Raw genomic sequence first — 21,147 nt, 5'->3', positions numbered from 1 at the left:
GATGATGCAAAGGACTGCATCACCTGCCACTCGCCACCCGTTCCTGGGCCCTGGCGACATTCACCTGCATCGCCACGACAGCCAGTTCGTGAAGCGCCTGGCCCACGGCGTGGGTACCACGTTCCTGCATCCAGGCCAGGATGTCGGCCAGGTGCCAGAGCGAAAGGCTGCCGTCATGCACCGGGGCCGGGAAAGTGCGGTGATGCGTGAGCATGAGCTTGCGCATGTTCTGTCGGGACACCCCCACCAGCGTCGCCACATCGGTCAGGCCGACCAGGTCAGGACTGGCTTCGATCAGGCGGGCCTCCGGCAAGACCTGCCGGACATTCTCCAGGGCGCTGTGCACCGCTTCCCGCGCAGTCTTGCCCTCGCGGGAGAAAGCCAGGGCCAGGCGTCCGGGCTGACCACTACCGACCACCGCGTCATCGCAACCGGCCTCTCCCAGAAGCTCGATCAGTGCATCGACGTCCACACCGTCGTGCAATTGGTACTTGAGGGTGAATTCGTACTCCATCACTTTCGCTCCACTGGCTGTTTGACGATCCCGCGCATCGATGTGCAGTTGTCCACGACCCGGCGCAACTGGCGAGCGAAGGTGCCCGGATTTCTGGGTGTGCTCCACACGCTGGTGATGCAGAACTCGCCACAGCGGCATTCGCGGTCGTTGTTGGGGCAATAGATCCGCCCCCAGCAGTGGCCGCCCCGCACCGTGACTTTCCAGCCCTGCGCCTCAGCGTGTGCCAAGGACTGCTCGACTTCCTTGTTTGGATGGAGGGGACGGGCCATCGATTGAGCTCCAGTATGGGCATGGGAAGAAGGTTGTCAAGTGACAACCCAGTAACGCCGACGGGCGTCACCACAAGCCAGACTAGGTGCCAGGAAGGCTGCAACAGACTCAGAAAAGCTCTTTCGGAAACGGCCTAACCGAAACGGGGAAGGTGCTGTAGGTCCAGGCGAGGTCGATCACCCAGCGATCAGGCCATCCGCCTGCAGCAGGGTTTCCAGGCAATGCTCGCGTATCCCATAGAACGCCTTGAGCTCGGCGATCTTCTCCAGCAGCGCCGCATTGTCCTGGGGCTGTCGGCGCTTGACCGCAAGAATCATCTTGTTCTTGTTGGTGTGCTCGAGCGAGATGAATTCGAACACCTTGGTCTCGTAGCCACAGGCCTCAAGATAGAGTGCCCGCAGGCTGTCAGTGAGCATTTCAGCCTGCTGCCCCAGGTGCAGCCCGTATTGCAGCATCGGTTGCAACAGGCCGGGGCTGCGCAGTTGCGGACGAACCTGCTTGTGGCAACACGGCGAGCACATGATGATCGCGGCCTTGCAGCGAATGCCGGTATGGATGGCGTAGTCGGTGGCAATGTCGCAGGCATGCAGGGCGATCATCACGTCGATGGCTTCAGGCACCACACTGCGCACATCACCGCATTCGAACACCAGGCCCGGATGCTCCAGGCGAGCGGCGGCGGCGTTGCACAGCTCGACCATGTCCGCGCGCAATTCGACACCGGTGACCTGCGCCTCACGCCCTAGGGTATTGCGCAGGTAATCGTGCATGGCGAAGGTCAAGTAGCCCTTGCCCGAGCCGAAGTCGGCGACTTTGAGCGTCTGTTGCGCACTCACCGGCGCGCTGCTCAAGGCATGGTCGAAGACTTCGATGAACTTGTTGATCTGCTTCCACTTGCGCGACATCGAGGGGATCAGCGCACCTTGACCATCGGTCACCCCCAGGTCGCGCAGGAACGGTCGCGACAGTTCCAGGTAGCGCTTCTTTTCGCGGTCGTGCCCGCCAGCCCCGGTCTCGCGTGGCGTCGGCTGGGCCAGGTGGCGGCGCAGCATCGGCTTGCCCTTCTTGCTGAATTCCAGTTGCACCTCGCCGGCGGCGGTGAACAGGTGCGCGTTGCGAAAGCTTTCCGGCAGCAGCTCGGTCACCAGCGCCAGCGCCGGGTCCAGCCCCAGGTTGCGGGTGATGTCGCGGGTCTGATGACGGTAGACCAGCGACAGGCAGGCCTGCCCCTTGATCTGCACCGGTTTGGCGATGATCCGCTGCAGGGTCTGGTCGGCGCCGACATGGCGGGCCAGCACCAGCTTGCTCAGGCTGCCATCGGCCAGGGCGTCGGCGAGCAGGTTCAGGAACTGGGCACGCGCGTCCGGCGCGGTGGGGGCTGAAGAAGGGGACGACATGGGAACGGGTGCCTCGGAATGCGGGGGCGCAATGCGCAATGCCCGGCATTCTACGTCGATGGTGATCCTCACGAAACCAGCACCCGGCGGAATGCACCGGCTTCACCGGTGTTTGCGGGGCAAGCCCGCTGCGACTCGCCTCCGGTCTGATCAGACTCAGTCGAGAATCACCAGGCGGTTGGGCAGCTCGTTGCGCGCATGGGTGGGCGGCACGTGTTCGCTGAGCAGCTCGCCGCAGGCCTCGATGCATTCGACGAAACCCTGCAGGGTATGACCCAGGCGCACCTGCTCGGTGAAGCGGGCAACAATCGCCTCGCGTGCCTGCTCCGGCAGGTGTCGGGCAATGCCTTCGTCAACCAGGATCTCGACATGACGCTCGGCTTCGCTGACGAAGATCAACACCCCGGTGGCACCGGCGGTACGCTGCAGATTGAGTTCAAGAAACTGCTGGCGGGCCAGGCCCGAGGCACGTCGGCGCCGCAGCACCGACGGCACCACCCAGGCCGCCAGACGTGGATGGCGCAGCAGCAGGCACAGGCTGATGAAGGTCAGCATCTGCGCCAGCAGCAGGCCATTGACGCCGATACCGCCCAGCCACAGGTGCAATGCGCCGGGGATCAGCAAGGCCAGCAGGGCGGCCCAGAGTAACGGCAGGTAGGGAAAGTCGTCGGCGCGGCGGGCCAGCACGGTCACCAGCTCCGCATCGGTACGCCGCTCGGCGCGGGCGATCGCCTCGGCGATCTGGCGCTGTTCGTATTCGGTCATGCCATCGTCTCTCGAGCGTTCTTATCGTTGTTATCCCGGCAATCGGGTGGGCGTGAGTGTATCTCAACAAGCGCTTCATATAAGGCATAATCCGCGACTGCGCTGGATCATGGATGAATGATCCACAGAACCGCCAGCGGACGCGACAGCTACAAGCGTACGAAACGTCTCGACCAGCCGCTTATCACTCGACAACGGAATTGATGATGAAACTGTCTTTGCTGGGCCTGGCCATGGGCCTTGCCAGTCAGGCGGCCCTTGCCGCCCCCACCGCCGCGCCCCTGCAAGACAAGCAGGCGTTCATCGACCACCTGGTCGGCCAGATGACCGAGGCCGAGAAAATCGGCCAGTTGCGCCTGATCAGCATCGGCCCCGAGATGCCCCGCGACAAGATCCGCGAGGAAATCGCCGCCGGACGCATCGGTGGCACCTTCAACTCGCGCACCGCCCCCGAGAACCGGCCGATGCAGGACGCGGCCATGCGCAGCCGCCTGAAGATCCCGATGTTCTTCGCCTACGACACCATCCACGGCGAGCGCACCATTTTCCCGATCGGCTTGGGCCTTGCCTCGTCCTGGGACATGGATGCCATCGCCAAGGTCGGCCGCACCTCGGCCATCGAGGCCGCCGCCGATTCCCTGGACATGACCTTCGCGCCGATGGTCGATATCGCCCGCGACCCGCGCTGGGGCCGCACCAGCGAGGGCTTCGGCGAGGACACCTACCTGACCTCGAGGATCGGTCAGGTGATGGTCAAGTCGTTCCAGGGCTCGAGCCCGGCCAACGCCGACAGCATCATGGCTATCGTCAAGCACTTCGCCCTCTACGGCGCGGTCGAGGGCGGGCGCGACTACAACACGGTCGATATGAGCCTGCCGAAGATGTACAACGACTACTTGCCACCCTACCGCGCAGCGCTCGACGCCGGTGCCGGCGGGGTAATGGTCGCGCTGAACTCAATCAACGGCGTGCCGGCCACCTCCAACACCTGGCTGATGAACGACCTGCTGCGCAAGGAGTGGGGCTTCAAGGGTGTGACCATCAGCGACCACGGCGCCATCCAGGAACTGATCCGCCATGGCGTGGCCCGCGACGGCCGGGAAGCGGCCAAGCTGGCGATCAAGGCCGGCATCGACATGAGCATGAACGACACGCTCTACGGCGAAGAGCTGCCGGGGCTGCTGAAGTCCGGCGAAGTCAGCCAGGCCGAGCTGGACCAGGCAGTGCGCGAAGTGCTGGGCGCCAAGTACGACATGGGGCTGTTCAAGGACCCCTATGTACGCATTCCCAAGGCCGATACCGACCTGAAGGACTATTACGCCGAAGACCGCCTGCACCGTGACGCCGCTCGCGACGTGGCACGCCGTGGCCTGGTGCTGCTGGAAAACCGCGAGCAGACCCTGCCGCTGAAGAAGTCCGGCACCATCGCCCTGGTCGGCCCCCTGGCCGACGCGCCGATCGACATGATGGGCAGCTGGGCCGCTGACGGTAAACCGCAGCATTCGGTCACCGTGCGCGAGGGGCTGCGCCGCGCAGTCGAAGGCAAGGCCAAACTGGTCTACGCCAAGGGTTCGAACGTGACCGGCGACAAGGCCATGTTCGACTACCTGAACTTCCTCAACTTCGACGCGCCGGAAATCGTCGATGACCCACGTCCCGCCGCCGTGCTGATCGACGAAGCGGTCAAGGCGGCCAAGCAGGCGGATGTGGTGGTGGCCGTGGTCGGCGAGTCCCGTGGCATGTCCCACGAATCGTCGAGCCGTACCACCCTGGAAATCCCAGCGGTACAACGTGACCTGATCAAGGCGCTGAAGGCCACCGGCAAGCCCCTGGTGCTGGTGCTGATGAACGGCCGCCCGCTGTCGATCGCCTGGGAGCGCGAACAGGCCGATGCCATCCTCGAGACTTGGTTCAGCGGTACCGAGGGCGGCAACGCCATCGCCGACGTGCTGTTCGGCGACTACAACCCGTCCGGTCGCCTGGCCATCACCTTCCCGCGCTCGGTCGGGCAGATCCCGATGTACTACAACCACATGCGCATCGGCCGCCCGTTCACCCCGGGCAAGCCGGGCAACTACACCTCGCAGTACTTCGAGGAGCCGAACGGCCCGCTGTACCCGTTCGGCTACGGCCTGAGCTACACCCGTTTCGAGCTGTCGGGGCTGGCGCTGTCGCAGAAGGCACTCAAGCGTGGCGACACCCTGCAGGCCAAGGTGACGGTGAAGAACACCGGCAAGCGTGACGGCGAGACCGTGGTGCAGCTGTATATCCAGGACCAGAGCGCGTCGATGAGCCGCCCGGTCAAGGAATTGAAGAACTTCCAGAAACTGATGCTCAAGGCAGGCGAAGCGCGAACCTTGACCTTCGACATCAGTGAGCAGGACCTGAAGTTCTACAATGGCCAACTGCAGCACGTCGCCGAGGCTGGCCAGTTCAATGTCCAGATCGGCCTCGACTCGCAGGCGGTACAGCAACAGAGCTTCGAGCTGCGTTAAGCAGGATCGGCCCCTTCGCGAGGCAAGCCGGCTTCCACAGGACCCTCTGCAATCCTGTGGGAGCGGGCTTGCCCCGCGATAAGGCTGGCACAGACAACCGAGATCCCGGATCCGCCCCATGCCCTCATCCTTCCGCGCCCTGCGCCTGGGTTTGATCATCCTGCTGATCCTGGTCGGCACCACCCTCAGCGCCGGCTGGGCCATGCACCAGGCCAAGCGCCAGGCCATGGAAACCGACGCCCGCCGGGCCAGCGAACAACTGGGGTTGTACGCCAACGCCCTGCACACTCTGATTGAGCGCTACCGCGCCCTGCCCGCAGTGCTGGCGCTGGATCCAGAGCTGATTGCAGCCCTGCGCGGCCCAGTCACCGAGCCGGTGCAGGACGCCCTGAACCGCAAGCTCGAACGCATCAACGGCGCCGCCAACTCCTCCACCCTGGAGCTGCTCGACCGCACGGGCCTGGCCATCGCCGCCAGCAACTGGCGCCTGCCGACCACCTATGTCGGTTCCAACTACGGCTTTCGCCCCTATTTCAAGCAGACCCGCAGCCAGGGCAGCGGCCGCTTCTACGCGGTCGGCGTGACCAGCGGCGTGCCGGGCTACTTCCTGTCCAGCGCGGTAGACGACGAACACGGCCGCTTCCTCGGCGCCATGGTGGTCAAGCTGGAGTTCCCGGAGCTCGAGCGCGAGTGGCGCCAAGGCAGCGATATCCTGCTGGTCAGCGATGCCCGCGGCATCACTTTCATCGCCAATCAGGACGGTTGGCGCTACCGTGAGCTGCAACCGCTGTCCGGCGCCGACCGCGCCGAGCTGGCCGAAACCCGCCAGTATGACAAGCAACCGCTGGTGCCCCTGCAGCACCAGGTCCTGACCCGCTTCACCGACACCAGCCACCTGACCCGCGTCCAGGGCCCGGATGGCACCGCCGAGTACCTGTGGGAGCGCCTGCCGCTGGAGGCCGAAGGCTGGACCCTGCACCTGCTGCGCAAGCCACAGGTCGCCGAGGACGGGCGCAACGCCGCCCTCGCCGCCGCGGCCATCTGGCTGAGCCTGGTGTTCGCCGCACTGTTCGTCAGCCAGCGCCTGCGCCTGGCCCGACTGCGCCAACGCAGCCGACAAGAGCTCAAGCGCCTGGTCGAAGAGCGCACCCGCGAGCTGCATACCGCCCAGGAAGGCCTGGTGCAGTCAGCCAAGCTGGCGGCGCTGGGGCAGATGTCGGCAGCCCTGGCCCATGAAATCAACCAGCCGCTGACCACCCAGCGCATGCAATTGGAAACCCTGCGCCTGCTGCTCGACCATGGCCGCCATGACGAAGCGCGCCAGGCCTTGGAGCCTCTGGAGCAGATGCTGAGCCGCATGGCCGCGCTCACCGGCCACCTGAAGACCTTCGCCCGCAACAGCCCCGGCGGCCTGCGCGAGCGCCTGGACCTGGCCACGGTGGTCGACCAGGCGCTGCACCTGCTGGACACCCGCATCCGTGCCGAAGGCGTCGAAGTGGCGCTGTACCTGGCACGCCCGGCCTGGGTCCGCGGCGACGCGATCCGCCTGGAGCAGGTGCTGATCAACCTGCTGCGCAACGCCATCGACGCCATGGCCGACAAGCGTTACAAACGCCTGGAGATCCGCATCGAGGCCGACGATGCGCAGTGGCGCCTGAGCGTGCTCGATTCCGGTGGTGGTATCCTCGACTGCGACCTGGACCGGGTCTTCGATCCGTTCTTCACCACCAAGCCGGTCGGTGAGGGGCTGGGGCTGGGCCTGGCCATCTCCTATGGCATCGTCATCGACGCCGGTGGTCGCCTGCAGGTCGAGAACCTGCCGGGCGGTGCCCGCTTCAGCCTCACCCTGCCGCGCGACCTGGAGCCTGTATGTTGAATTCGGTGATCGTCGTCGACGACGAAGCGAGCATCCGCACCGCGGTGGAACAGTGGCTGAGCCTGTCGGGCTTCAACGTGCAGTTGTTCGCCCGCGCCGAGGACTGCCTGGACAGGCTCGAGCCGCACTTCCCCGGGGTGATCCTCAGCGACGTGCGCATGCCCGGTATGTCCGGCTTGCAGCTGCTCGAACGGTTGCAGGCAAGCGATCCCGACCTGCCGGTGATCCTGCTCACCGGCCATGGCGACGTGCCCATGGCGGTGGAAGCCATGCGCAATGGCGCCTATGACTTCCTGGAGAAACCGTTCACCCCGCAACACCTGATGGGCAGCCTGCGCCGGGCCCTGGAAAAGCGCCAGCTGGTCCTGGAGAACCGCCGCCTGCATGAACAGGCCGACCTCAAGGCACAACTGGAGAACACCCTGCTGGGCATGTCCCAAGGCTTGTTGCAACTGCGCCGTCAGGTGCTTGAGCTGGCCGGCCTGCCGGTCAACGTGCTGATCCGCGGTGAAACCGGCAGCGGCAAGGAGCGCGTGGCGCGCTGCCTGCACGACTTCGGCCCGCGCGCCGACAAGCCCTTCGTCGCCCTCAACTGCGCGGCCATTCCCGAGACGCTCTTCGAAGCCGAGCTGTTCGGCCATGAGAGCGGCGCATTCACCGGCGCCCAGGGCAAGCGTATCGGCAAGCTGGAGTACGCCAATGGCGGCACCGTGTTCCTCGACGAAATCGAGAGCATGCCGCTGGCCCAGCAGGCCAAGCTGCTGCGGGTGATCCAGGAGCACAAGCTCGAGCGACTGGGCGCCAACCAGAGCATCAGCGTCGACTTGCGCATCATTGCCGCAACCAAGCCGGACTTGCTGGAGGAAGCCCGCGCCGGGCGCTTTCGCGAAGACCTGGCCTACCGCCTGAACGTCGCCGAACTGAGACTGGCGCCCCTGCGCGAGCGGCGCGAGGACATCCCATTGCTGTTCGAGCATTTCGCCCGCGCCGCCGCCGAACGCCTCGGACGCAGCGCCCCGCCGCTGACCGGCGTGCAACTGGCGCGCCTGCTGGCTCACGATTGGCCGGGCAATGTGCGCGAGCTGGCCAATGCCGCCGAACGGCATGCCTTGGGGCTGGGCTCGCCGGCCCTGGAGATCGAGTCCGGTGGGCAATCACTGGTCGAGCAGATGGAAGCGTTCGAGGCCCAGTGCCTGCGCGCGGCCCTGCGCCAGCACAAGGGTGAGATCAAGGGCGTGATGGAGGCCTTGCAACTGCCGCGGCGCACACTCAATGAAAAGATGCAGCGGCATGGGTTGGTGAGAGAGGACTTTCTCGCCAGCGAGTAAGCGGATTTTTGCCTATCAACCTGCATGAATGAGCGGGAAACCGCTTATCCGTCTGTGCCTTCAAGGGGCTGCTTTACAGCCCATCGCTGGCAAGCCAGCTTCCACAGGTTACCGTGCACGCCAAGCAGCACGCGGTCTGTGTGGGAACTGGCTTGCCAGCGATGAGCGCCAGGCGCCCCCAGATGGATCACCACGCACTCATCTGGCACACCTCCTGCAAAACCCTTCTCAAGCTGCGCCTCGAGCGCGCTCCACAAAAACAACGAGAAGGTATCCCTGATGGATAACGCCAGCACTCTGCCCACCGGGGCGGCCGTTGCGCCCGCCGCGCAAAAGTCCACCGCCAGCCGCCTCAAATCGATCTTCAGTGGCTCCATCGGCAACATGGTCGAATGGTACGACTGGTACGTCTACGCCGCATTTTCGCTGTACTTCGCCAAGGCCTTCTTCCCCGCCGGCGACACCACCGCCCAACTGCTCAACACCGCCGCGATCTTCGCCGTGGGCTTCCTCATGCGCCCGATAGGCGGCTGGCTGATGGGCCTGTACGCCGACCGCAAAGGCCGCAAGGCGGCACTGATGGCCTCTGTACTGCTGATGTGCGCAGGCTCCCTGGTCATCGCCCTGACGCCGGGCTACGAGACCATCGGCGTCGCCGCGCCGATCCTGCTGGTCATCGCCCGCCTGATGCAGGGCCTGTCGGTAGGTGGTGAGTACGGCACCTCGGCCACTTATCTCAGCGAGATGGCCAGCAAGGAACGCCGTGGCTTCTTCTCCAGTTTCCAGTACGTCACCCTGATCTCGGGCCAGCTCATCGCCCTGGCGGTGCTGATCGTCCTGCAGAACACCCTGACCACCGAGGAGCTGTATGCCTGGGGCTGGCGCGTACCGTTCGTGATCGGCGCGCTATGCGCGGTGGTCGCCCTGTACCTGCGCCGCGGCATGGAAGAGACCGCCTCCTTCACCAAGAAGGAAAAATCCAAGGAAAGCCTGATGCGTACCCTGCTGCGCCATCCCAAGGAGCTGATGACCGTGGTCGGTCTGACCATGGGCGGTACCCTGGCCTTCTACACCTACACCACCTACATGCAGAAATACCTGGTCAACACCGTGGGCATGAGCATCAGCGACTCGACCACCATCTCGGCGGCCACGCTGTTCCTGTTCATGTGCCTGCAGCCGGTGATCGGCGGGCTGTCCGACAAGATTGGCCGACGCCCTATCCTGATCGCCTTCGGCGTGCTCGGCACCCTCTTCACCGTGCCGATCCTCAGCACCCTGCACACCATCCAGACCTGGTGGGGCGCGTTCTTCCTGATCATGGCCGCGCTGATCATCGTCAGCGGCTACACCTCGATCAACGCCGTGGTGAAGGCCGAACTGTTCCCGACCGAAATCCGCGCCCTGGGCGTCGGCCTGCCGTACGCGCTGACCGTGTCGATCTTCGGCGGCACCGCCGAGTATGTGGCCCTGTGGTTCAAGAGCATCGGCATGGAGACCGGCTTCTACTGGTACGTCACCGCCTGCATCGCTTGCTCGCTGTTGGTGTACGCGACCATGAAGGACACCAAGCAGCATTCGCGGATCACCACCGACTGATTCCTCCTCGCAGAACTGAAAAGGGGCGCTGCGGATGACCGTGCGCCCCTTTTTAAGGATTGTGAGCCGAATAATAGCGCCATTCGGCTCACACAATGAGCCGAATGGCGCTATTATTCGGCTCATGAACCCAAAAGCGCATACGGCTGCCGACACCGTCTGGGTCTGGCAGCAGGCCGACTGGCCCGACTTTCGTTGGGACGCATCACAACTGGCAACCTTGCTCAGAGACTGCGTCCAGGCGCAGGGCTGCCTGCTGGGCAGAGCGGGGGCAGTGACCGAGGCCAATGCCAACCTCGATACGCTCGATACCCTGCTGCAGAACATTGTCACATCCTCGGCCATCGAGGGTGAGCAGCTCAATGTGGAGTCCGTCCGCTCTTCCCTGGCCCGCCGGCTCGGCATCGCGGAGCCGGGTACGACCACGACACGCAGCGAGGGCCTGGCCGAACTGATGGTGGATGCGGCCATGGGCTATGTTCGGCCACTGGATCAACAGCGCCTGTTCCTGTGGCACCGCTGGCTGTTTCCCGAACCTGACGATTCACTCGCACCGCCCCTGCCAGTCGGTGAATGGCGCGACGATGCTCCAATGCAAGTGGTATCGGGGCGTATCGACAAACCCAGGGTGCATTTCGAAGCACCGCCGCGTGCCGGCCTGGAGCAGCGGGTGCGGCAGTTCATCGACTGGTTTGAAAATAGCCGCAGCGATCGGCAACTCGACCCCCTGCTACGCGCGGGGCTCGCCCATTTCTGGTTCGTCACCTTGCACCCCTTCGCCGATGGCAACGGCCGCCTGGCGCGCGCCATCACAGACCTGGCATTGGCCCAGGGCGAGCAGCGTGCGGTCCGTTTCTACGCCATGTCCAGCAGCATCCTGGAAGACCGGGCCGGCTACTACGCAGTCCTTGAAAGCAGCCAGCGCGGCGACCTGGACGTCACACAATGGCTGGCCTGGTTCCTGTCCACCTTGCTGCGCAGCCTCCAGCAAGCGCTGGTGCGCATCGACCGGGTGCTGGCCAAGGCGCGCTTCTGGCTGATCCATCGTGACGATGGCTTGTTGCCCGAACAAGTCAAGGTGCTCAACCGCCTGCTCGATGGTGGGCCTCGCGGGTTCGAGGCCGGTATCAGTGCCAGCCAGTACCAGGCGGTGGCCAAGGTCTCCAAGGCCACAGCCACCCGGCACCTTGTCGACCTGCTGGACAAGCATTGCCTGGTTCGTCTGCCCGGCGGCGGGCGTAGCACCCGATACAGGGTGAATACCCAAGAGACCTGAGCAGGGCTGGTCAACGAGCGCCCTGAACAGCTCGCTCCCCGCTGTACCTCGCGTCACTGGTAACAGGTCGCTATCTCATGGAAAGCCACTTCTTCCCTTAATTCCCAATTAACTGCCTGGGCCCATTCTGAAATGGCCCTGCCACTGACCTGCCCTTCCGAAACCGATGGGAACGGCGTTGGGCGGTGGCTGGGGCGCCAATGGCAGCTTCCTGACATTACCCGCGCCACAATCAATCGATTTAATCGATTCTAATTTGCTATTTTTTGCGCTTTTTAATCAATTTAATGGGCGTAGCATTGAACCCATAGAAACAACAACCCCAAGCAACCCACCGGAGCAACGACCATGAAAAACCAACTGATCCTCACCCTCGCCCTCTCTGTTCTGGCCACTGGCGCCTTCGCCGAAGACGGTTTCGACCGTACCGGCGCCCACACCTTCGCTGCCGTACAGAGTCAGTCGGCCACCTACGCAGAAGATGGCTTCGATCGTACCGGCGGCCAGCGCTTCGCTGAAGATGGCTTTGATCGCACCGGCGGCCAGCGCTTCGCCGAAGACGGCTTCGATCGCACCGGCGGCCAGCGCTTCGCCGAAGACGGCTTCGACCGCACCAACGGCCACCGCATCAGCTGATCGCTGATGCGCGCTACCAGCCCGGCTTCGGCCGGGCTTGATTATTTGCAGCCGGGCCAAGCCTTGGCACACTAGGCGCCTTGTCCCCCACCAGGAAGGGCCTCGCGGCCTTGCGCAGATGTACTACTACGAACCCGCCAAAGGCCACGGCCTGCCCCACGACCCGTTCAACGCCATCGTCGGCCCACGGCCCATCGGCTGGATCTCCAGCCACGACCGCGAAGGCCGCCTGAACCTGGCGCCCTACAGCTTCTTCAACGCCTTCAACTACATCCCTCCGATCATCGGTTTCTGCAGCGTCGGGCGCAAAGACAGCCTGAACAACATCGAGCAGACCGGAGAGTTCGTCTGGAACCTGGCCACCCGTCCGCTGGCGCAGCAGATGAACCAGAGCTGCGCCGCCGTGGCGGCGGATGTCGACGAGTTCGCGCTCAGCGGCCTCACCCCGACCGCCTCGAATGTGGTCAAGGTGCCGCGTGTCGGCGAAAGCCCGGTGAGTTTCGAATGCAAGGTCAGCCAGATCGTCCAGCTCAAGCGTGCGGACCAGGAAGTGGTGCCCAGCTGGCTGATCCTCGGCGAGGTGGTGGCGGTGCACATTGCCGAGCACCTGCTGAAAGACGGTATCTACGACACCGCCGCCGCCGAGCCGATCCTGCGTGGCGGCGGCCCGGCCGACTACTTTGCGCTGGGCGAGCTGTTCAAGATGGCTCGGCCACAGGCCTGATCAGAAGATCAGCTCACCTTCCTCGCCCACGCCCTGCAGGCGTTCGAGTTCGGCACAAGCGGCCTCGTCGGCCGCGATCGCCGACTGGAACACCTGCCCGTCCAGCACTTTGTGAAAGCGCGGCGCGCCGCCCATGACCAGGGCCTTCACGGCAATCGCCGCGTGGTAGCCGCCGCCTTGTACCGGGACCATTGCCGAAACCGCTTCGAAGTGGGGGAATTCTCTACGTGCCATGTCGCTCTGCGCCTGTGTGATCGAGGGACGACATTTTACACGCTAGGCGAACGTATGCAGGTCGAGGCTGCTGACCACCTGCTCCTGCACCAGCTCACCAAATACGTCGAGGGTGGGCGAGGCGAAATAGCCACTCATCGCCTGCTGGTCGCACCAGCTGCCGCTGAGCAGCCACAGGTCGGCATCGACCTGCGAGCGCTGCACGCTGAAGCTCAGGCAGCCCGGCGCACGCCGCGACGGCTCGAGCAGGTCGCGCAGGCGCACGCCAAGTTCCGCGGATCGACCGTTGCTGGCGCGGATGAAAGCCAGGTGTGTGACCGGTTGCTGCTGGCTCATGAACGATCTCCTTGAAGCGCTACGGACGGGAAAACCAGGCTGCCAAGGTTAGGGGGTCGCCCACGCGGAACGTTAGGCCATTACTGCCGGCCGATTGCCTGATCCTGCAACGGAGCAGGATCAGGCAATCGATCTGCAGCTTTCGACTAGCGCCTGCCATTGCCCAAACCTATGCTGCGTCCGTCAGCAGAGGAATACCGCCATGAGTTCATCCACGTCCCTCGATCCGCTTCTGGAGCAGCAACGCCAGGAGCTGGCCGGACTGATCCGGCGTCACGCCCAAATCCCCCATGGCTCGGTGTCGGCCATCGAAGACCTGTACCTGACCCGCTACGAAGAGGATGTACGCGGCATGCCGGCCCTGGCACAACCGGCCTTGTGCATCCTGGCCCAGGGCAGCAAGACATTGTTCCTGGGCGACGAGCGCTATACCTACGACCCGCTGCACTACATGGTGGTCTCGGTGACGCTGCCCATTACCGGCGCCCTGCTCGAGGCCAGCCCCGAGAACCCCTGCCTGGGTTTGCGCCTGGATATCGACCCGGCACAGATCAGCCAGCTGATCGCCGAGAGCGGGCCGATACTGGTCCCTGGCCAGGCTTCCGGCCGTGGACTGTTCGTGGAGAAAAGCGATCCGCAGTTGCTCGACACGCTGCTGCGCCTGGTGCGCTTGCTCGACAGCCCGCGGGATATCGCCGTGCTCGCCCCACTGGTGCGCCGCGAGCTGATGTATCGCGTGCTGCGTGGCCCCCAAGGCTGGCGTCTGTGCGAGATCGCCCTGTCCAGCAGCCAGACCCACCGGGTATGCCAGGCCATCGCCTGGCTCAACCGGCATTACCAGGAGCCCTTGCGCATCGAGGACCTGGCACGCGAGGTCAACCTCAGCACCTCGACCCTGCACCACCGTTTCAAGGCGGTGACCTCGATGAGCCCGTTGCAGTACCAGAAGCAGCTGCGCCTGCAGGAGGCGCGGCGACTGATGCTCAATGACGGGCTGGAGGCCGCGGTGGCTGGCTACCGGGTGGGCTATGAAAGTCCGTCGCAGTTCAGCCGCGAGTACAGCCGCTTGTACGGAGCACCGCCGATTCGCGACGTGGCGCGCCTGCGCGCCAGCGCCAGCTGAAAAGAGACAAACATTGGACGACCGTAGGATCGGGCTTGCCCCGCGATCGACGGCAAAGCCCTCGCTACTGCGCTCAGGCTAGTACCGCCTGCTGCCACCGGCCTTGATCCACCTGGATCAAGGTCGGTCCCTGACGCTCCACTGCCCGGCCCAACGCCGCCTGCAACTGTCCCACATCGCCCACGTCCTCTGCCTCGGCCCCCAGCGCCAGCGCCACGCCAATGAAGTCCGGGGTATGGATGTCCACGCCAACCGGCTCGATCGCCCGGTTGACCATGTACTTCTTGATTTCCTCGTACCCCTGGTTGTTCCACAGCAGCACGATCAGCGGCACCTGCGCCTCGACCGCGCTGGCCAGCTCGGGCAAGGTGAACTGCAACCCGCCGTCACCGATAAGGCACACCACCGGCGCGCGTTCGGCGGGCGACTCGGCGCTGCCCAACCAGGCGCCCATGGCGGCCGGCAACGCGTAGCCCAGCGTGCCGTAACCGGTCGATGCATTGAACCAGCGGCGCGGCCTGGCCATGTCCAGGGTCAGGTTGCCGGTATAGACCGGCTGGGTCGAATCGCCCACCAGGATGGCGTCCGGCAGGGTTTGCAGGATGCTGGTCAGCAGACGGGTCTGGCTCAGGGTCGGCTGGTCCCAACTGGCCGCGTTGTCCTGGCGCAGGCGGGCGGCCCGCGCCGCTCCCCAATCGCTATCACGCGGCGGTTGCGCCTGCAGGTTCAGGGCTACCAGCAGCGCTTCGGTGGCCTGGGCGGCATCGCCCACCAGGGCCAGTTCTGGCAGGTAATTGCGTACTGTCTGGTCAGGGTCGATATCGATCCGCAGCAGGCTGCCGGGAATCTCGAAACCGCCCTTGAAGGTCACGTCGTAGTCGGTTTCGGCCAGTTCGGTGCCGATGGCCAGCACCACGTCGGCCTCGGCCACCAGCGCGCGGGTGGCAGACAGGGTCTGGGTCGAACCGATCTGCAGCGGATGGTTGGCGGGCAACAACCCCTTGGCGTTGATGGTCAGCGCCACCGGCGCCTGCAGGTGCTCGGCCAGTCGCGCCAGCGCGGTGCCCGCCTCCAGCGCACCGCCACCGGCCAGGATCAGCGGACGCCGCGCCTTGGCCAGGCGCACGGCCATGCGCTGCACGATCTGTGGCGCGGCGCCGGCACGGGTGGTACGCACCACGCGGCCCGGCAACAGATGATCGGCGGGTTCCACCAGCACATCCAGCGGGATCTCGATATGCACAGGGCGAGGTCGGCCACCGTCGAACACGGCGAAGGCCCGGGCCAGCACCTCAGGCAGATCATCGGCGCTCATCAGCGTGTGCGAGAACGCCGCCACCCCCGCTACCAGCCCGGCCTGGTTGGGCAGCTCATGCAGCTTGCCACGGCCGCCGCCCAGCTGGTTGCGCGATTGCACGCTGGAAATCACCAGCATCGGAATCGAGTCGGCATAGGCCTGGCCCATGGCGGTGGTGATGTTGGTCATGCCCGGGCCGGTGATGATGAAACACACGCCAGGCTTACCCCGGGTACGCGCGTAGCCATCGGCCATGAACCCGGCACCCTGCTCGTGGCGGGGGGTGATGTGACGGATCGAGGAAGCGGCCAGGCCGCGGTAGAGTTCCACGGTATGCACGCCGGGAATGCCAAAGACATGATCGACGCCATAGCCTTCGAGGAGTTTGACCAGCACTTCACCACAGGTTGCCATCATCGAGTACCCGATTCTTGTTAAGACCTGTGCTCATGGAAACAAGCGCCGACTACCGCCACAATGCAAAAAAACACATACTAGCCATGATCCCATATCATGGCTTGTCACAATGAAACGCCTGCCGCCCCTCCCCGCCCTGCACACCTTCCTGGTGACCGCCCAGCACTGCAACTTCACCCGCGCCGCGCACCATCTGCATATCACCCAAGGCGCGGTCAGCCGGCAGATCGCCGGGCTCGAGGAGCACCTGGGCTACGCATTGTTCCAGCGCCAGGCCCGAGGCCTGGCGCTGACCCGCGAAGGGCAGGACTGGCTGCCCCGGGTGCAGCAGATCTTTGCCCTGATCGAGCAAGGCGTGCGCGAGGTCGGCGGACGCAGCGCGACACTGCAGCTCAAAGCGCCAACCTGTGTGATGCGCTGGCTGCTGCCACGCTTGCTGGAATGGCAGGCACTGCGCCCAGATGTCCCGGTGGAGTTGACCACCACGGTGCAGCATGGCGTGGATTTTCGTCGCGAGGGCTTCGATGCGGCCGTGGTCTATGGCGCGGCGCCGAACCAGGGGCAGCAGGTACGCAAGCTGTTCGACGAACAACTGACGCCGGTCTGCGCGCCATCGGTGTCTAGCGGCCCCTTGCAGTTGCAGGACCTGGCACGGCAGATGCTGCTGCACCCCTCGCGGGACGAACATGACTGGCGGTTGTGGTTGCAGGCGGCCAATGCCGGGTTCGAGCCCCAGGGGCCGAAGCAGCATTTCGAGACGTTGGACATGGCGATGGCCATGGCCTCCCAAGGGACGGGGATCGCCATTGGCGATTTCTCGCTGATCGGCGACGACCTGCACGCAGGCCGGTTGTGCATGCCGTTCGAGCTGAAGGTGACGACCGGGAAGGGGTATTACCTGGTGACACCTTCGAAGACCATGCCCGCGGGGCTGGTCGAGTTGATGGAGTGGCTGCAGGCACGTGCCTCAAGCCTTGCACAATCCCTGTAGGAGCGGCCTTGTGTCGCGAAAGGGGCGCGCAGCGGCCCCAGGATCGTGGCCATGGCATAGATCGCCGGGGCCGCTTGCGGGTCCTTTCGCGACACAAGGCCGCTCCTTGTACCGTGCGACTCAGTAACCGACTGTGAACCTTGCCCGCGAGTGTGCCGGCTTTTCCAGCTCGTCGAGCATGGCGATGGCGTAATCGGCAAAGGTGATCCAGCTCTTGCCGTCTGCGCCGATCAGCAGGTGGTCCTTGCCCAGGGTGTAGTGCCCGCTGCGCTCGCCTTCGACGAACTCCGCCGACGGCGATAGGAAGGTCCAGTCCAGGGTCGGTTCGCGGCGCAGCGTATCGAGAAAGCGCACCCCGGCGCTGGCCTCGGCCTTGTAGGCCTCGGGGAAGTCCGGGCTGTCGATCACCCGGTGCCCAGACGGCAGCAGCAGGCTGCCGGCCCCGCCCACCACCAGCAGGCGCTTGACCCCGGCCCGCTTGACCGGCTCGATGATCGCGCCCGGCTCGAGAGTGGAAAAATGCGCCGCGCTCAGCACCGCGTCGCAGCCCGCCACGGCCGCCTGCAGGGCGGCGCTGTCCTTGGCATCCAGCGCCTTGACCGTCACGCCGTCACGGCCTTGCAGGCTGCCCGGATCACGGGCGATCGCCACCACACTGTGACCACGACGCAGGGCCTCTTCCAGTAACTGGCTGCCGGCGCGCCCGGTGGCGCCGATGATTGCGATCTTGCTCATGGGAAACACTCCAACAGGTTGAAAGGGATTACCACTTCATCTCGCCCTTGGCGACCTTGGCCCCCAGTTCCAGGGAACTCTCGTCGCCAAGGTTCGGGTAGCGTTGCTTCATCGCTGCGATCAGCGCGGCGGAGTCGGCGGCCTTGGCGGCTTCGGTATCGAAGTCACGAATGTAGCCGGCGGTGAAGCGCACCGCGTCCAGCGAGCGGCTGCTGTCGCCCAGGTAATGCCCAGGGATCACCGTGCGCGGGGCAAGCTGCTCGATCTTCGCCAGGGTGCTCAGCCAGTCGGCGTGGGATTGCGCGGTCTGGGTGTCGGCCATCCACACGTGGATGTGCTCGGAAACCACCACGCCACCGACCACTGCCTTGATCGAGGGAATCCAGACGAAGCTGCGGTCCGGCTGTGGACCGTCCAGGCCGACAACCTCCAGTGCCTGGCCTTCCAGCTCCAGGCGATTGCCCTTGAGGACCTGCGGCACCACCAGGCGTGCCGGCTTGTCCGCGCCCATCTGCGGGCCCCAGTAGGCCAGCTTGGCGTCCATGGTCTTGCGAATGTGTTCGACAGTGGCGGCCGAGGCGACCACCCGGGCCTTGGGAAACGCCTGGATGATGGTGTCCAGGCCAAAGTAGTAGTCCGGGTCGCCATGGCTGACATAGATGGTGGTCAGCTGCTTGCCGCTGGCACGCAGGCGTTCGACCACCTGCTCGGCCTGGCCTTTGCCGAACTGGGCGTCTACCAGGATGGCCTCATGGGCGCCACTGACGATCACCGAACTGACCGGGAAGATCGCCGCGTGGCCAGGGTTGTAGGCTTCGAGCTTTAGCGGTTCGCTGGCCATGGCCTGGCCGCCGAGGGTGAGACAGGCCAGCAGCAGGCCGCGCAGGGGAGTGAGAAGAGACATCGCAAGATCCTGTGAGTGGGACGATGCAGACAAGCTTAGTTGCCCGAACCAATACAAAAAATGCGATGCTTCGACATAGTTTGTTTCTAAAATCGGACAGATCATGGACCGTCTCAACGCCATGCGCGTATTCGTCACCGTCGTCGACCTGGGCAGCCAGTCCGCCGCGGCGGATCATCTGGAGCTTTCCAGGCCCGTGGTATCGCGCTACCTGGCGGAGCTGGAGGACTGGGTGGGCGCACGCCTGATGCAACGCACCACGCGCAAGCTCAGCCTGACGGCGGCGGGTCTCGAAACCCTGCCCCGCTGCCGCCAGTTGCTGGAGCTGGCCGGCGACCTGCAGAACGCCGTGCGCCAGCCGGACGACGCCCCCCGCGGTGAACTGCGCATCAGCGTCAGCACCTCGTTCGGCCAGGCCCAACTGGTGGATGCGCTGGCCGCCTATGTCAAACGCTACCCTGGGGTGAAAGTGGAACTGCAAATGCTCGACCGCACCGTCAACTTGGTGGACGAGCGCATCGACCTGGCCATCCGCACCAGCAACGACGTCGACCCCAACCTCATCGCCCGGCGCCTGAGCGTGTGCCGCTCGGTGGTCTGCGCCAGCCCCGCCTACCTGCGCGAGCACGGTACGCCGCGCCAGGTCGAGGAACTGAGCCGGCACAACTGCCTGACCCACGCCTACTTCGGCCACAGCCTGTGGCATTTCGAGGTGGACGGGCAGAACGTCGCCGTGCCGGTGCAGGGCAATATCAGCGCCAACGAGGCCATGACCCTGCAGAAAGCCGCCCTGGCCCACGCCGGGATCGCCATGTTGCCCACCTACCAGGCGGCGGCCGCGTTGCGCAGTGGCGAGCTGGTGCGGCTATTGCCGCACGCCAGGCCACGGGAGCTGACCCTGAATGCGGTGTACACCTCGCGCAAGCACATGCCGGCGACGCTGCGCAGCATGCTCGACTTCCTGGCGCAGCGGTTCGGCGACGAGCCGGAGTGGGACAAGGGATTGAGCTGAGTCCAGGCGATGCAGATTCGTGCACAAGGCCTATGCTTGAAGGTATGACCTGTTGCACCAACAGGAGGTCCGCACCATGAGCATCAAATCCAGGCGTTGCGCCCTCGTCTTCGCCCTGGTCGCGGTGGCCGGGCTTTATGGCTCGGCCTGCTGGCGGGTCGAGCTGCTGCGAAGCCAGCCCAACACGGCGGCCAGTTGCGTCCACGAACACTGCGTTCCCCACAGCGCCACCCTGAGCGCCGTCAGGTAGAGAAAATCACTCCTCGACGCTCATGTACTCTTTCGCCCAGCGGATGTAGTCCTCGGGCTGGGTGTAGGTGTGCGAAAGCTCGGTGGCGCCGAGGCTGTCCGACTTGTGCTGCTGGCCACGCTGCTGGCGCAGGCAGTCGTAGGTGGCCTTGATCGCGGCGAAGTAGGCGGCATGGCCATCGACCACGATGCGCACGCCCAGGCGCGCCAGGCGCTCGTCGTCGCGCAGGTTCGGGTTGGCGTAGGTGACCAGCATCAGCGGCACGCTCAGGTGCTCGGCGATCTGCTCCAACTGCTCGAAGTCCTTCACCCCCACCATGCAGATGCCGTCGGCGCCGGCCTTCTGGTAGCTCTGGGTGCGGACGATGATTTCCTCGGTGGTGAGCACACCGGCATTGGTCCGGGCGATGATCGCCAGCGCCGAATCGACACGTGCCTCCAGCGCCGCGCGAATCTTGCCCACGCCCTCCTCCACCGAGATCAGGTCGGTGGACTTGCGGCCGAACTGGGCCGGCAGCAAGGTGTCCTCGATGGTCAGCGCGGCCACGCCGGCGCGCTCCAGCTCGATGACCGTGCGCATCACATTGAGCGCATTGCCATAGCCGTGGTCGGCGTCGGCGAGCACCGGCAACTGGGCCACGCGCCCGATGCGGGTGGCCTGCTCGACGAACTCGCTGAGGGTGATCAGGGCGAAGTCCGGCGCGGCCAGGACCTGCAACGAGGCGACCGAGCCGCCGAGGATGCCGACTTCGAAGCCCAGGTCCGCGGCGATACGGGCGGACATCGGGTCGAAGACCGAAGCGGTGTGATAGCACGAACCTGAAGCAAGCAGTTCGCGAAAGGCAAAACGCAGATCGTGGTGGGAAGCCTTGGGCATGATCACTCCGCTTGTAATGAAATTTGTGAACGGCTGACAACCGACCCCTGTATCGGGTCTACCTGACTGTTCCAACCGTCGCCATCAGG

The 21,147-nt window shown here is 64.9% G+C and carries 21 protein-coding genes; 11 read left to right on the top strand and 10 right to left on the bottom strand.

What is annotated here, in order from left to right; translation table 11 throughout:
- Positions 1 to 19 precede the first annotated feature (19 nt).
- From AC25MA_RS13355 to AC25MA_RS13340, 4 genes are all read right to left on the bottom strand, one after another.
- On the bottom strand, positions 20 to 514 hold the full coding sequence (locus AC25MA_RS13355; protein WP_028690182.1) for a helix-turn-helix transcriptional regulator: 495 nt from the start codon (positions 512 to 514) through the stop codon (positions 20 to 22).
- Positions 514 to 786, bottom strand: coding sequence for a hypothetical protein (locus AC25MA_RS13350; protein WP_028690183.1), 273 nt, complete (start codon positions 784 to 786; stop codon positions 514 to 516). The genes AC25MA_RS13355 and AC25MA_RS13350 overlap by 1 nt, the downstream gene beginning before the upstream one ends.
- A 177-nt stretch (positions 787 to 963) precedes the next feature.
- Positions 964 to 2,184 (bottom strand): class I SAM-dependent methyltransferase, encoded by a 1,221-nt coding sequence (locus AC25MA_RS13345; RefSeq protein ID WP_028690184.1) that lies wholly within the window; start codon positions 2,182 to 2,184, stop codon positions 964 to 966.
- 156 nt (positions 2,185 to 2,340) lie between these two features.
- Positions 2,341 to 2,949, bottom strand: coding sequence for a TPM domain-containing protein (locus AC25MA_RS13340; protein ID WP_028690185.1), 609 nt, complete (start codon positions 2,947 to 2,949; stop codon positions 2,341 to 2,343).
- 203 nt (positions 2,950 to 3,152) lie between these two features.
- Here AC25MA_RS13340 and bglX point away from each other — a divergent pair, with 203 nt between their 5' ends.
- The 7 genes from bglX (at position 3,153) to AC25MA_RS13305 (ending at position 12,883) form a co-directional block, all read left to right on the top strand.
- Positions 3,153 to 5,444 (top strand): beta-glucosidase BglX, encoded by a 2,292-nt coding sequence (gene bglX / locus AC25MA_RS13335; protein ID WP_028690186.1) that lies wholly within the window; start codon positions 3,153 to 3,155, stop codon positions 5,442 to 5,444.
- Positions 5,445 to 5,562: 118 nt separating this feature from the next.
- Entirely contained in the window at positions 5,563 to 7,320 is a 1,758-nt protein-coding gene (locus tag AC25MA_RS13330) for an ATP-binding protein (RefSeq protein WP_028690187.1), read from the top strand.
- The gene (locus tag AC25MA_RS13325; RefSeq protein WP_349738269.1) at positions 7,314 to 8,648 is read left to right on the top strand and encodes a sigma-54-dependent transcriptional regulator; all 1,335 of its coding nucleotides are present in this window, start codon (positions 7,314 to 7,316) and stop codon (positions 8,646 to 8,648) included. The genes AC25MA_RS13330 and AC25MA_RS13325 overlap by 7 nt, the downstream gene beginning before the upstream one ends.
- Positions 8,649 to 8,927: 279 nt before the next feature.
- Positions 8,928 to 10,247 (top strand): MFS transporter, encoded by a 1,320-nt coding sequence (locus tag AC25MA_RS13320; protein ID WP_028690189.1) that lies wholly within the window; start codon positions 8,928 to 8,930, stop codon positions 10,245 to 10,247.
- Positions 10,248 to 10,371: 124 nt separating this feature from the next.
- On the top strand, positions 10,372 to 11,523 hold the full coding sequence (locus AC25MA_RS13315) for a Fic family protein (RefSeq protein ID WP_088852647.1): 1,152 nt from the start codon (positions 10,372 to 10,374) through the stop codon (positions 11,521 to 11,523).
- A 348-nt stretch (positions 11,524 to 11,871) separates the two neighbouring features.
- A complete protein-coding gene (locus AC25MA_RS13310; protein WP_486972092.1) occupies positions 11,872 to 12,159 on the top strand; it encodes a hypothetical protein in 288 nt (95 codons plus the stop codon).
- 118 nt (positions 12,160 to 12,277) lie between these two features.
- Positions 12,278 to 12,883 carry a flavin reductase family protein gene (locus AC25MA_RS13305; protein WP_062364125.1) on the top strand — a complete coding sequence of 202 codons (606 nt, stop codon included), beginning with the start codon at positions 12,278 to 12,280 and terminating at the stop codon, positions 12,881 to 12,883.
- On the opposite strand, the gene AC25MA_RS13300 is transcribed toward AC25MA_RS13305, so the two are convergent.
- Complete coding sequence (locus AC25MA_RS13300; RefSeq protein WP_028690193.1) at positions 12,884 to 13,117, bottom strand: hypothetical protein; 234 nt, start codon at positions 13,115 to 13,117, stop codon at positions 12,884 to 12,886. It lies immediately after the preceding gene.
- A gap of 42 nt (positions 13,118 to 13,159) precedes the next feature.
- Entirely contained in the window at positions 13,160 to 13,453 is a 294-nt protein-coding gene (locus AC25MA_RS13295; RefSeq protein WP_028690194.1) for a putative quinol monooxygenase, read from the bottom strand.
- Between the two features lie 202 nt (positions 13,454 to 13,655).
- Here AC25MA_RS13295 and AC25MA_RS13290 point away from each other — a divergent pair, with 202 nt between their 5' ends.
- Entirely contained in the window at positions 13,656 to 14,576 is a 921-nt protein-coding gene (locus tag AC25MA_RS13290) for an AraC family transcriptional regulator (protein WP_028690195.1), read from the top strand.
- 73 nt (positions 14,577 to 14,649) lie between these two features.
- Here the strand turns inward: AC25MA_RS13290 and AC25MA_RS13285 are convergent, their stop codons facing one another.
- Positions 14,650 to 16,287 (bottom strand): 5-guanidino-2-oxopentanoate decarboxylase, encoded by a 1,638-nt coding sequence (locus AC25MA_RS13285; protein WP_247284584.1) that lies wholly within the window; start codon positions 16,285 to 16,287, stop codon positions 14,650 to 14,652.
- Positions 16,288 to 16,399: 112 nt separating this feature from the next.
- Here AC25MA_RS13285 and AC25MA_RS13280 point away from each other — a divergent pair, with 112 nt between their 5' ends.
- On the top strand, positions 16,400 to 17,281 hold the full coding sequence (locus AC25MA_RS13280) for a LysR substrate-binding domain-containing protein (RefSeq protein WP_028690197.1): 882 nt from the start codon (positions 16,400 to 16,402) through the stop codon (positions 17,279 to 17,281).
- A 120-nt stretch (positions 17,282 to 17,401) separates the two neighbouring features.
- Here AC25MA_RS13280 and AC25MA_RS13275 read toward each other — a convergent pair whose 3' ends face one another.
- Complete coding sequence (locus AC25MA_RS13275; protein WP_062364124.1) at positions 17,402 to 18,016, bottom strand: NAD(P)-dependent oxidoreductase; 615 nt, start codon at positions 18,014 to 18,016, stop codon at positions 17,402 to 17,404.
- Between the two features lie 28 nt (positions 18,017 to 18,044).
- Positions 18,045 to 18,920, bottom strand: a complete 876-nt coding sequence (locus tag AC25MA_RS13270) for an MBL fold metallo-hydrolase (RefSeq protein WP_486972091.1) — start codon at positions 18,918 to 18,920, stop codon at positions 18,045 to 18,047.
- A gap of 103 nt (positions 18,921 to 19,023) precedes the next feature.
- Between AC25MA_RS13270 and AC25MA_RS13265 the strand changes: the two genes are divergently transcribed.
- Together AC25MA_RS13265 and AC25MA_RS13260 are read left to right on the top strand one after the other, a co-directional pair.
- Positions 19,024 to 19,932, top strand: coding sequence for a LysR family transcriptional regulator (locus tag AC25MA_RS13265; RefSeq protein ID WP_028690200.1), 909 nt, complete (start codon positions 19,024 to 19,026; stop codon positions 19,930 to 19,932).
- Between the two features lie 76 nt (positions 19,933 to 20,008).
- Complete coding sequence (locus tag AC25MA_RS13260) at positions 20,009 to 20,182, top strand: hypothetical protein (RefSeq protein ID WP_167388398.1); 174 nt, start codon at positions 20,009 to 20,011, stop codon at positions 20,180 to 20,182.
- Positions 20,183 to 20,188: 6 nt separating this feature from the next.
- Here AC25MA_RS13260 and AC25MA_RS13255 read toward each other — a convergent pair whose 3' ends face one another.
- Positions 20,189 to 21,058: an isocitrate lyase/PEP mutase family protein gene (locus AC25MA_RS13255; RefSeq protein ID WP_028690201.1), complete on the bottom strand. Its 870-nt coding sequence runs from the start codon at positions 21,056 to 21,058 to the stop codon at positions 20,189 to 20,191.
- Between the last annotated feature and the right edge of the window lie 89 nt (positions 21,059 to 21,147).

Source organism: Pseudomonas sp. P65(2024), assembly GCF_057480955.1.
Note: the sequence above shows the minus strand (reverse complement) of the source record. Positions and strands in the feature narration are given on the sequence as shown.

Bases quoted from the DNA above. Each gene is read 5' to 3' on its own strand.
- AC25MA_RS13355 (WP_028690182.1), bottom strand. From the start codon at position 514: ATGGAGTACGAATTCACCCTCAAGTACCAATTGCACGACGGTGTGGAC.
- AC25MA_RS13350 (WP_028690183.1), bottom strand. From the start codon at position 786: ATGGCCCGTCCCCTCCATCCAAACAAGGAAGTCGAGCAGTCCTTGGCA.
- AC25MA_RS13345 (WP_028690184.1), bottom strand. From the start codon at position 2,184: ATGTCGTCCCCTTCTTCAGCCCCCACCGCGCCGGACGCGCGTGCCCAG.
- AC25MA_RS13340 (WP_028690185.1), bottom strand. From the start codon at position 2,949: ATGACCGAATACGAACAGCGCCAGATCGCCGAGGCGATCGCCCGCGCC.
- bglX (WP_028690186.1), top strand. From the start codon at position 3,153: ATGATGAAACTGTCTTTGCTGGGCCTGGCCATGGGCCTTGCCAGTCAG.
- AC25MA_RS13330 (WP_028690187.1), top strand. From the start codon at position 5,563: ATGCCCTCATCCTTCCGCGCCCTGCGCCTGGGTTTGATCATCCTGCTG.
- AC25MA_RS13325 (WP_349738269.1), top strand. From the start codon at position 7,314: ATGTTGAATTCGGTGATCGTCGTCGACGACGAAGCGAGCATCCGCACC.
- AC25MA_RS13320 (WP_028690189.1), top strand. From the start codon at position 8,928: ATGGATAACGCCAGCACTCTGCCCACCGGGGCGGCCGTTGCGCCCGCC.
- AC25MA_RS13315 (WP_088852647.1), top strand. From the start codon at position 10,372: ATGAACCCAAAAGCGCATACGGCTGCCGACACCGTCTGGGTCTGGCAG.
- AC25MA_RS13310 (WP_486972092.1), top strand. From the start codon at position 11,872: ATGAAAAACCAACTGATCCTCACCCTCGCCCTCTCTGTTCTGGCCACT.
- AC25MA_RS13305 (WP_062364125.1), top strand. From the start codon at position 12,278: ATGTACTACTACGAACCCGCCAAAGGCCACGGCCTGCCCCACGACCCG.
- AC25MA_RS13300 (WP_028690193.1), bottom strand. From the start codon at position 13,117: ATGGCACGTAGAGAATTCCCCCACTTCGAAGCGGTTTCGGCAATGGTC.
- AC25MA_RS13295 (WP_028690194.1), bottom strand. From the start codon at position 13,453: ATGAGCCAGCAGCAACCGGTCACACACCTGGCTTTCATCCGCGCCAGC.
- AC25MA_RS13290 (WP_028690195.1), top strand. From the start codon at position 13,656: ATGAGTTCATCCACGTCCCTCGATCCGCTTCTGGAGCAGCAACGCCAG.
- AC25MA_RS13285 (WP_247284584.1), bottom strand. From the start codon at position 16,287: ATGGCAACCTGTGGTGAAGTGCTGGTCAAACTCCTCGAAGGCTATGGC.
- AC25MA_RS13280 (WP_028690197.1), top strand. From the start codon at position 16,400: ATGAAACGCCTGCCGCCCCTCCCCGCCCTGCACACCTTCCTGGTGACC.
- AC25MA_RS13275 (WP_062364124.1), bottom strand. From the start codon at position 18,016: ATGAGCAAGATCGCAATCATCGGCGCCACCGGGCGCGCCGGCAGCCAG.
- AC25MA_RS13270 (WP_486972091.1), bottom strand. From the start codon at position 18,920: ATGTCTCTTCTCACTCCCCTGCGCGGCCTGCTGCTGGCCTGTCTCACC.
- AC25MA_RS13265 (WP_028690200.1), top strand. From the start codon at position 19,024: ATGGACCGTCTCAACGCCATGCGCGTATTCGTCACCGTCGTCGACCTG.
- AC25MA_RS13260 (WP_167388398.1), top strand. From the start codon at position 20,009: ATGAGCATCAAATCCAGGCGTTGCGCCCTCGTCTTCGCCCTGGTCGCG.
- AC25MA_RS13255 (WP_028690201.1), bottom strand. From the start codon at position 21,058: ATGCCCAAGGCTTCCCACCACGATCTGCGTTTTGCCTTTCGCGAACTG.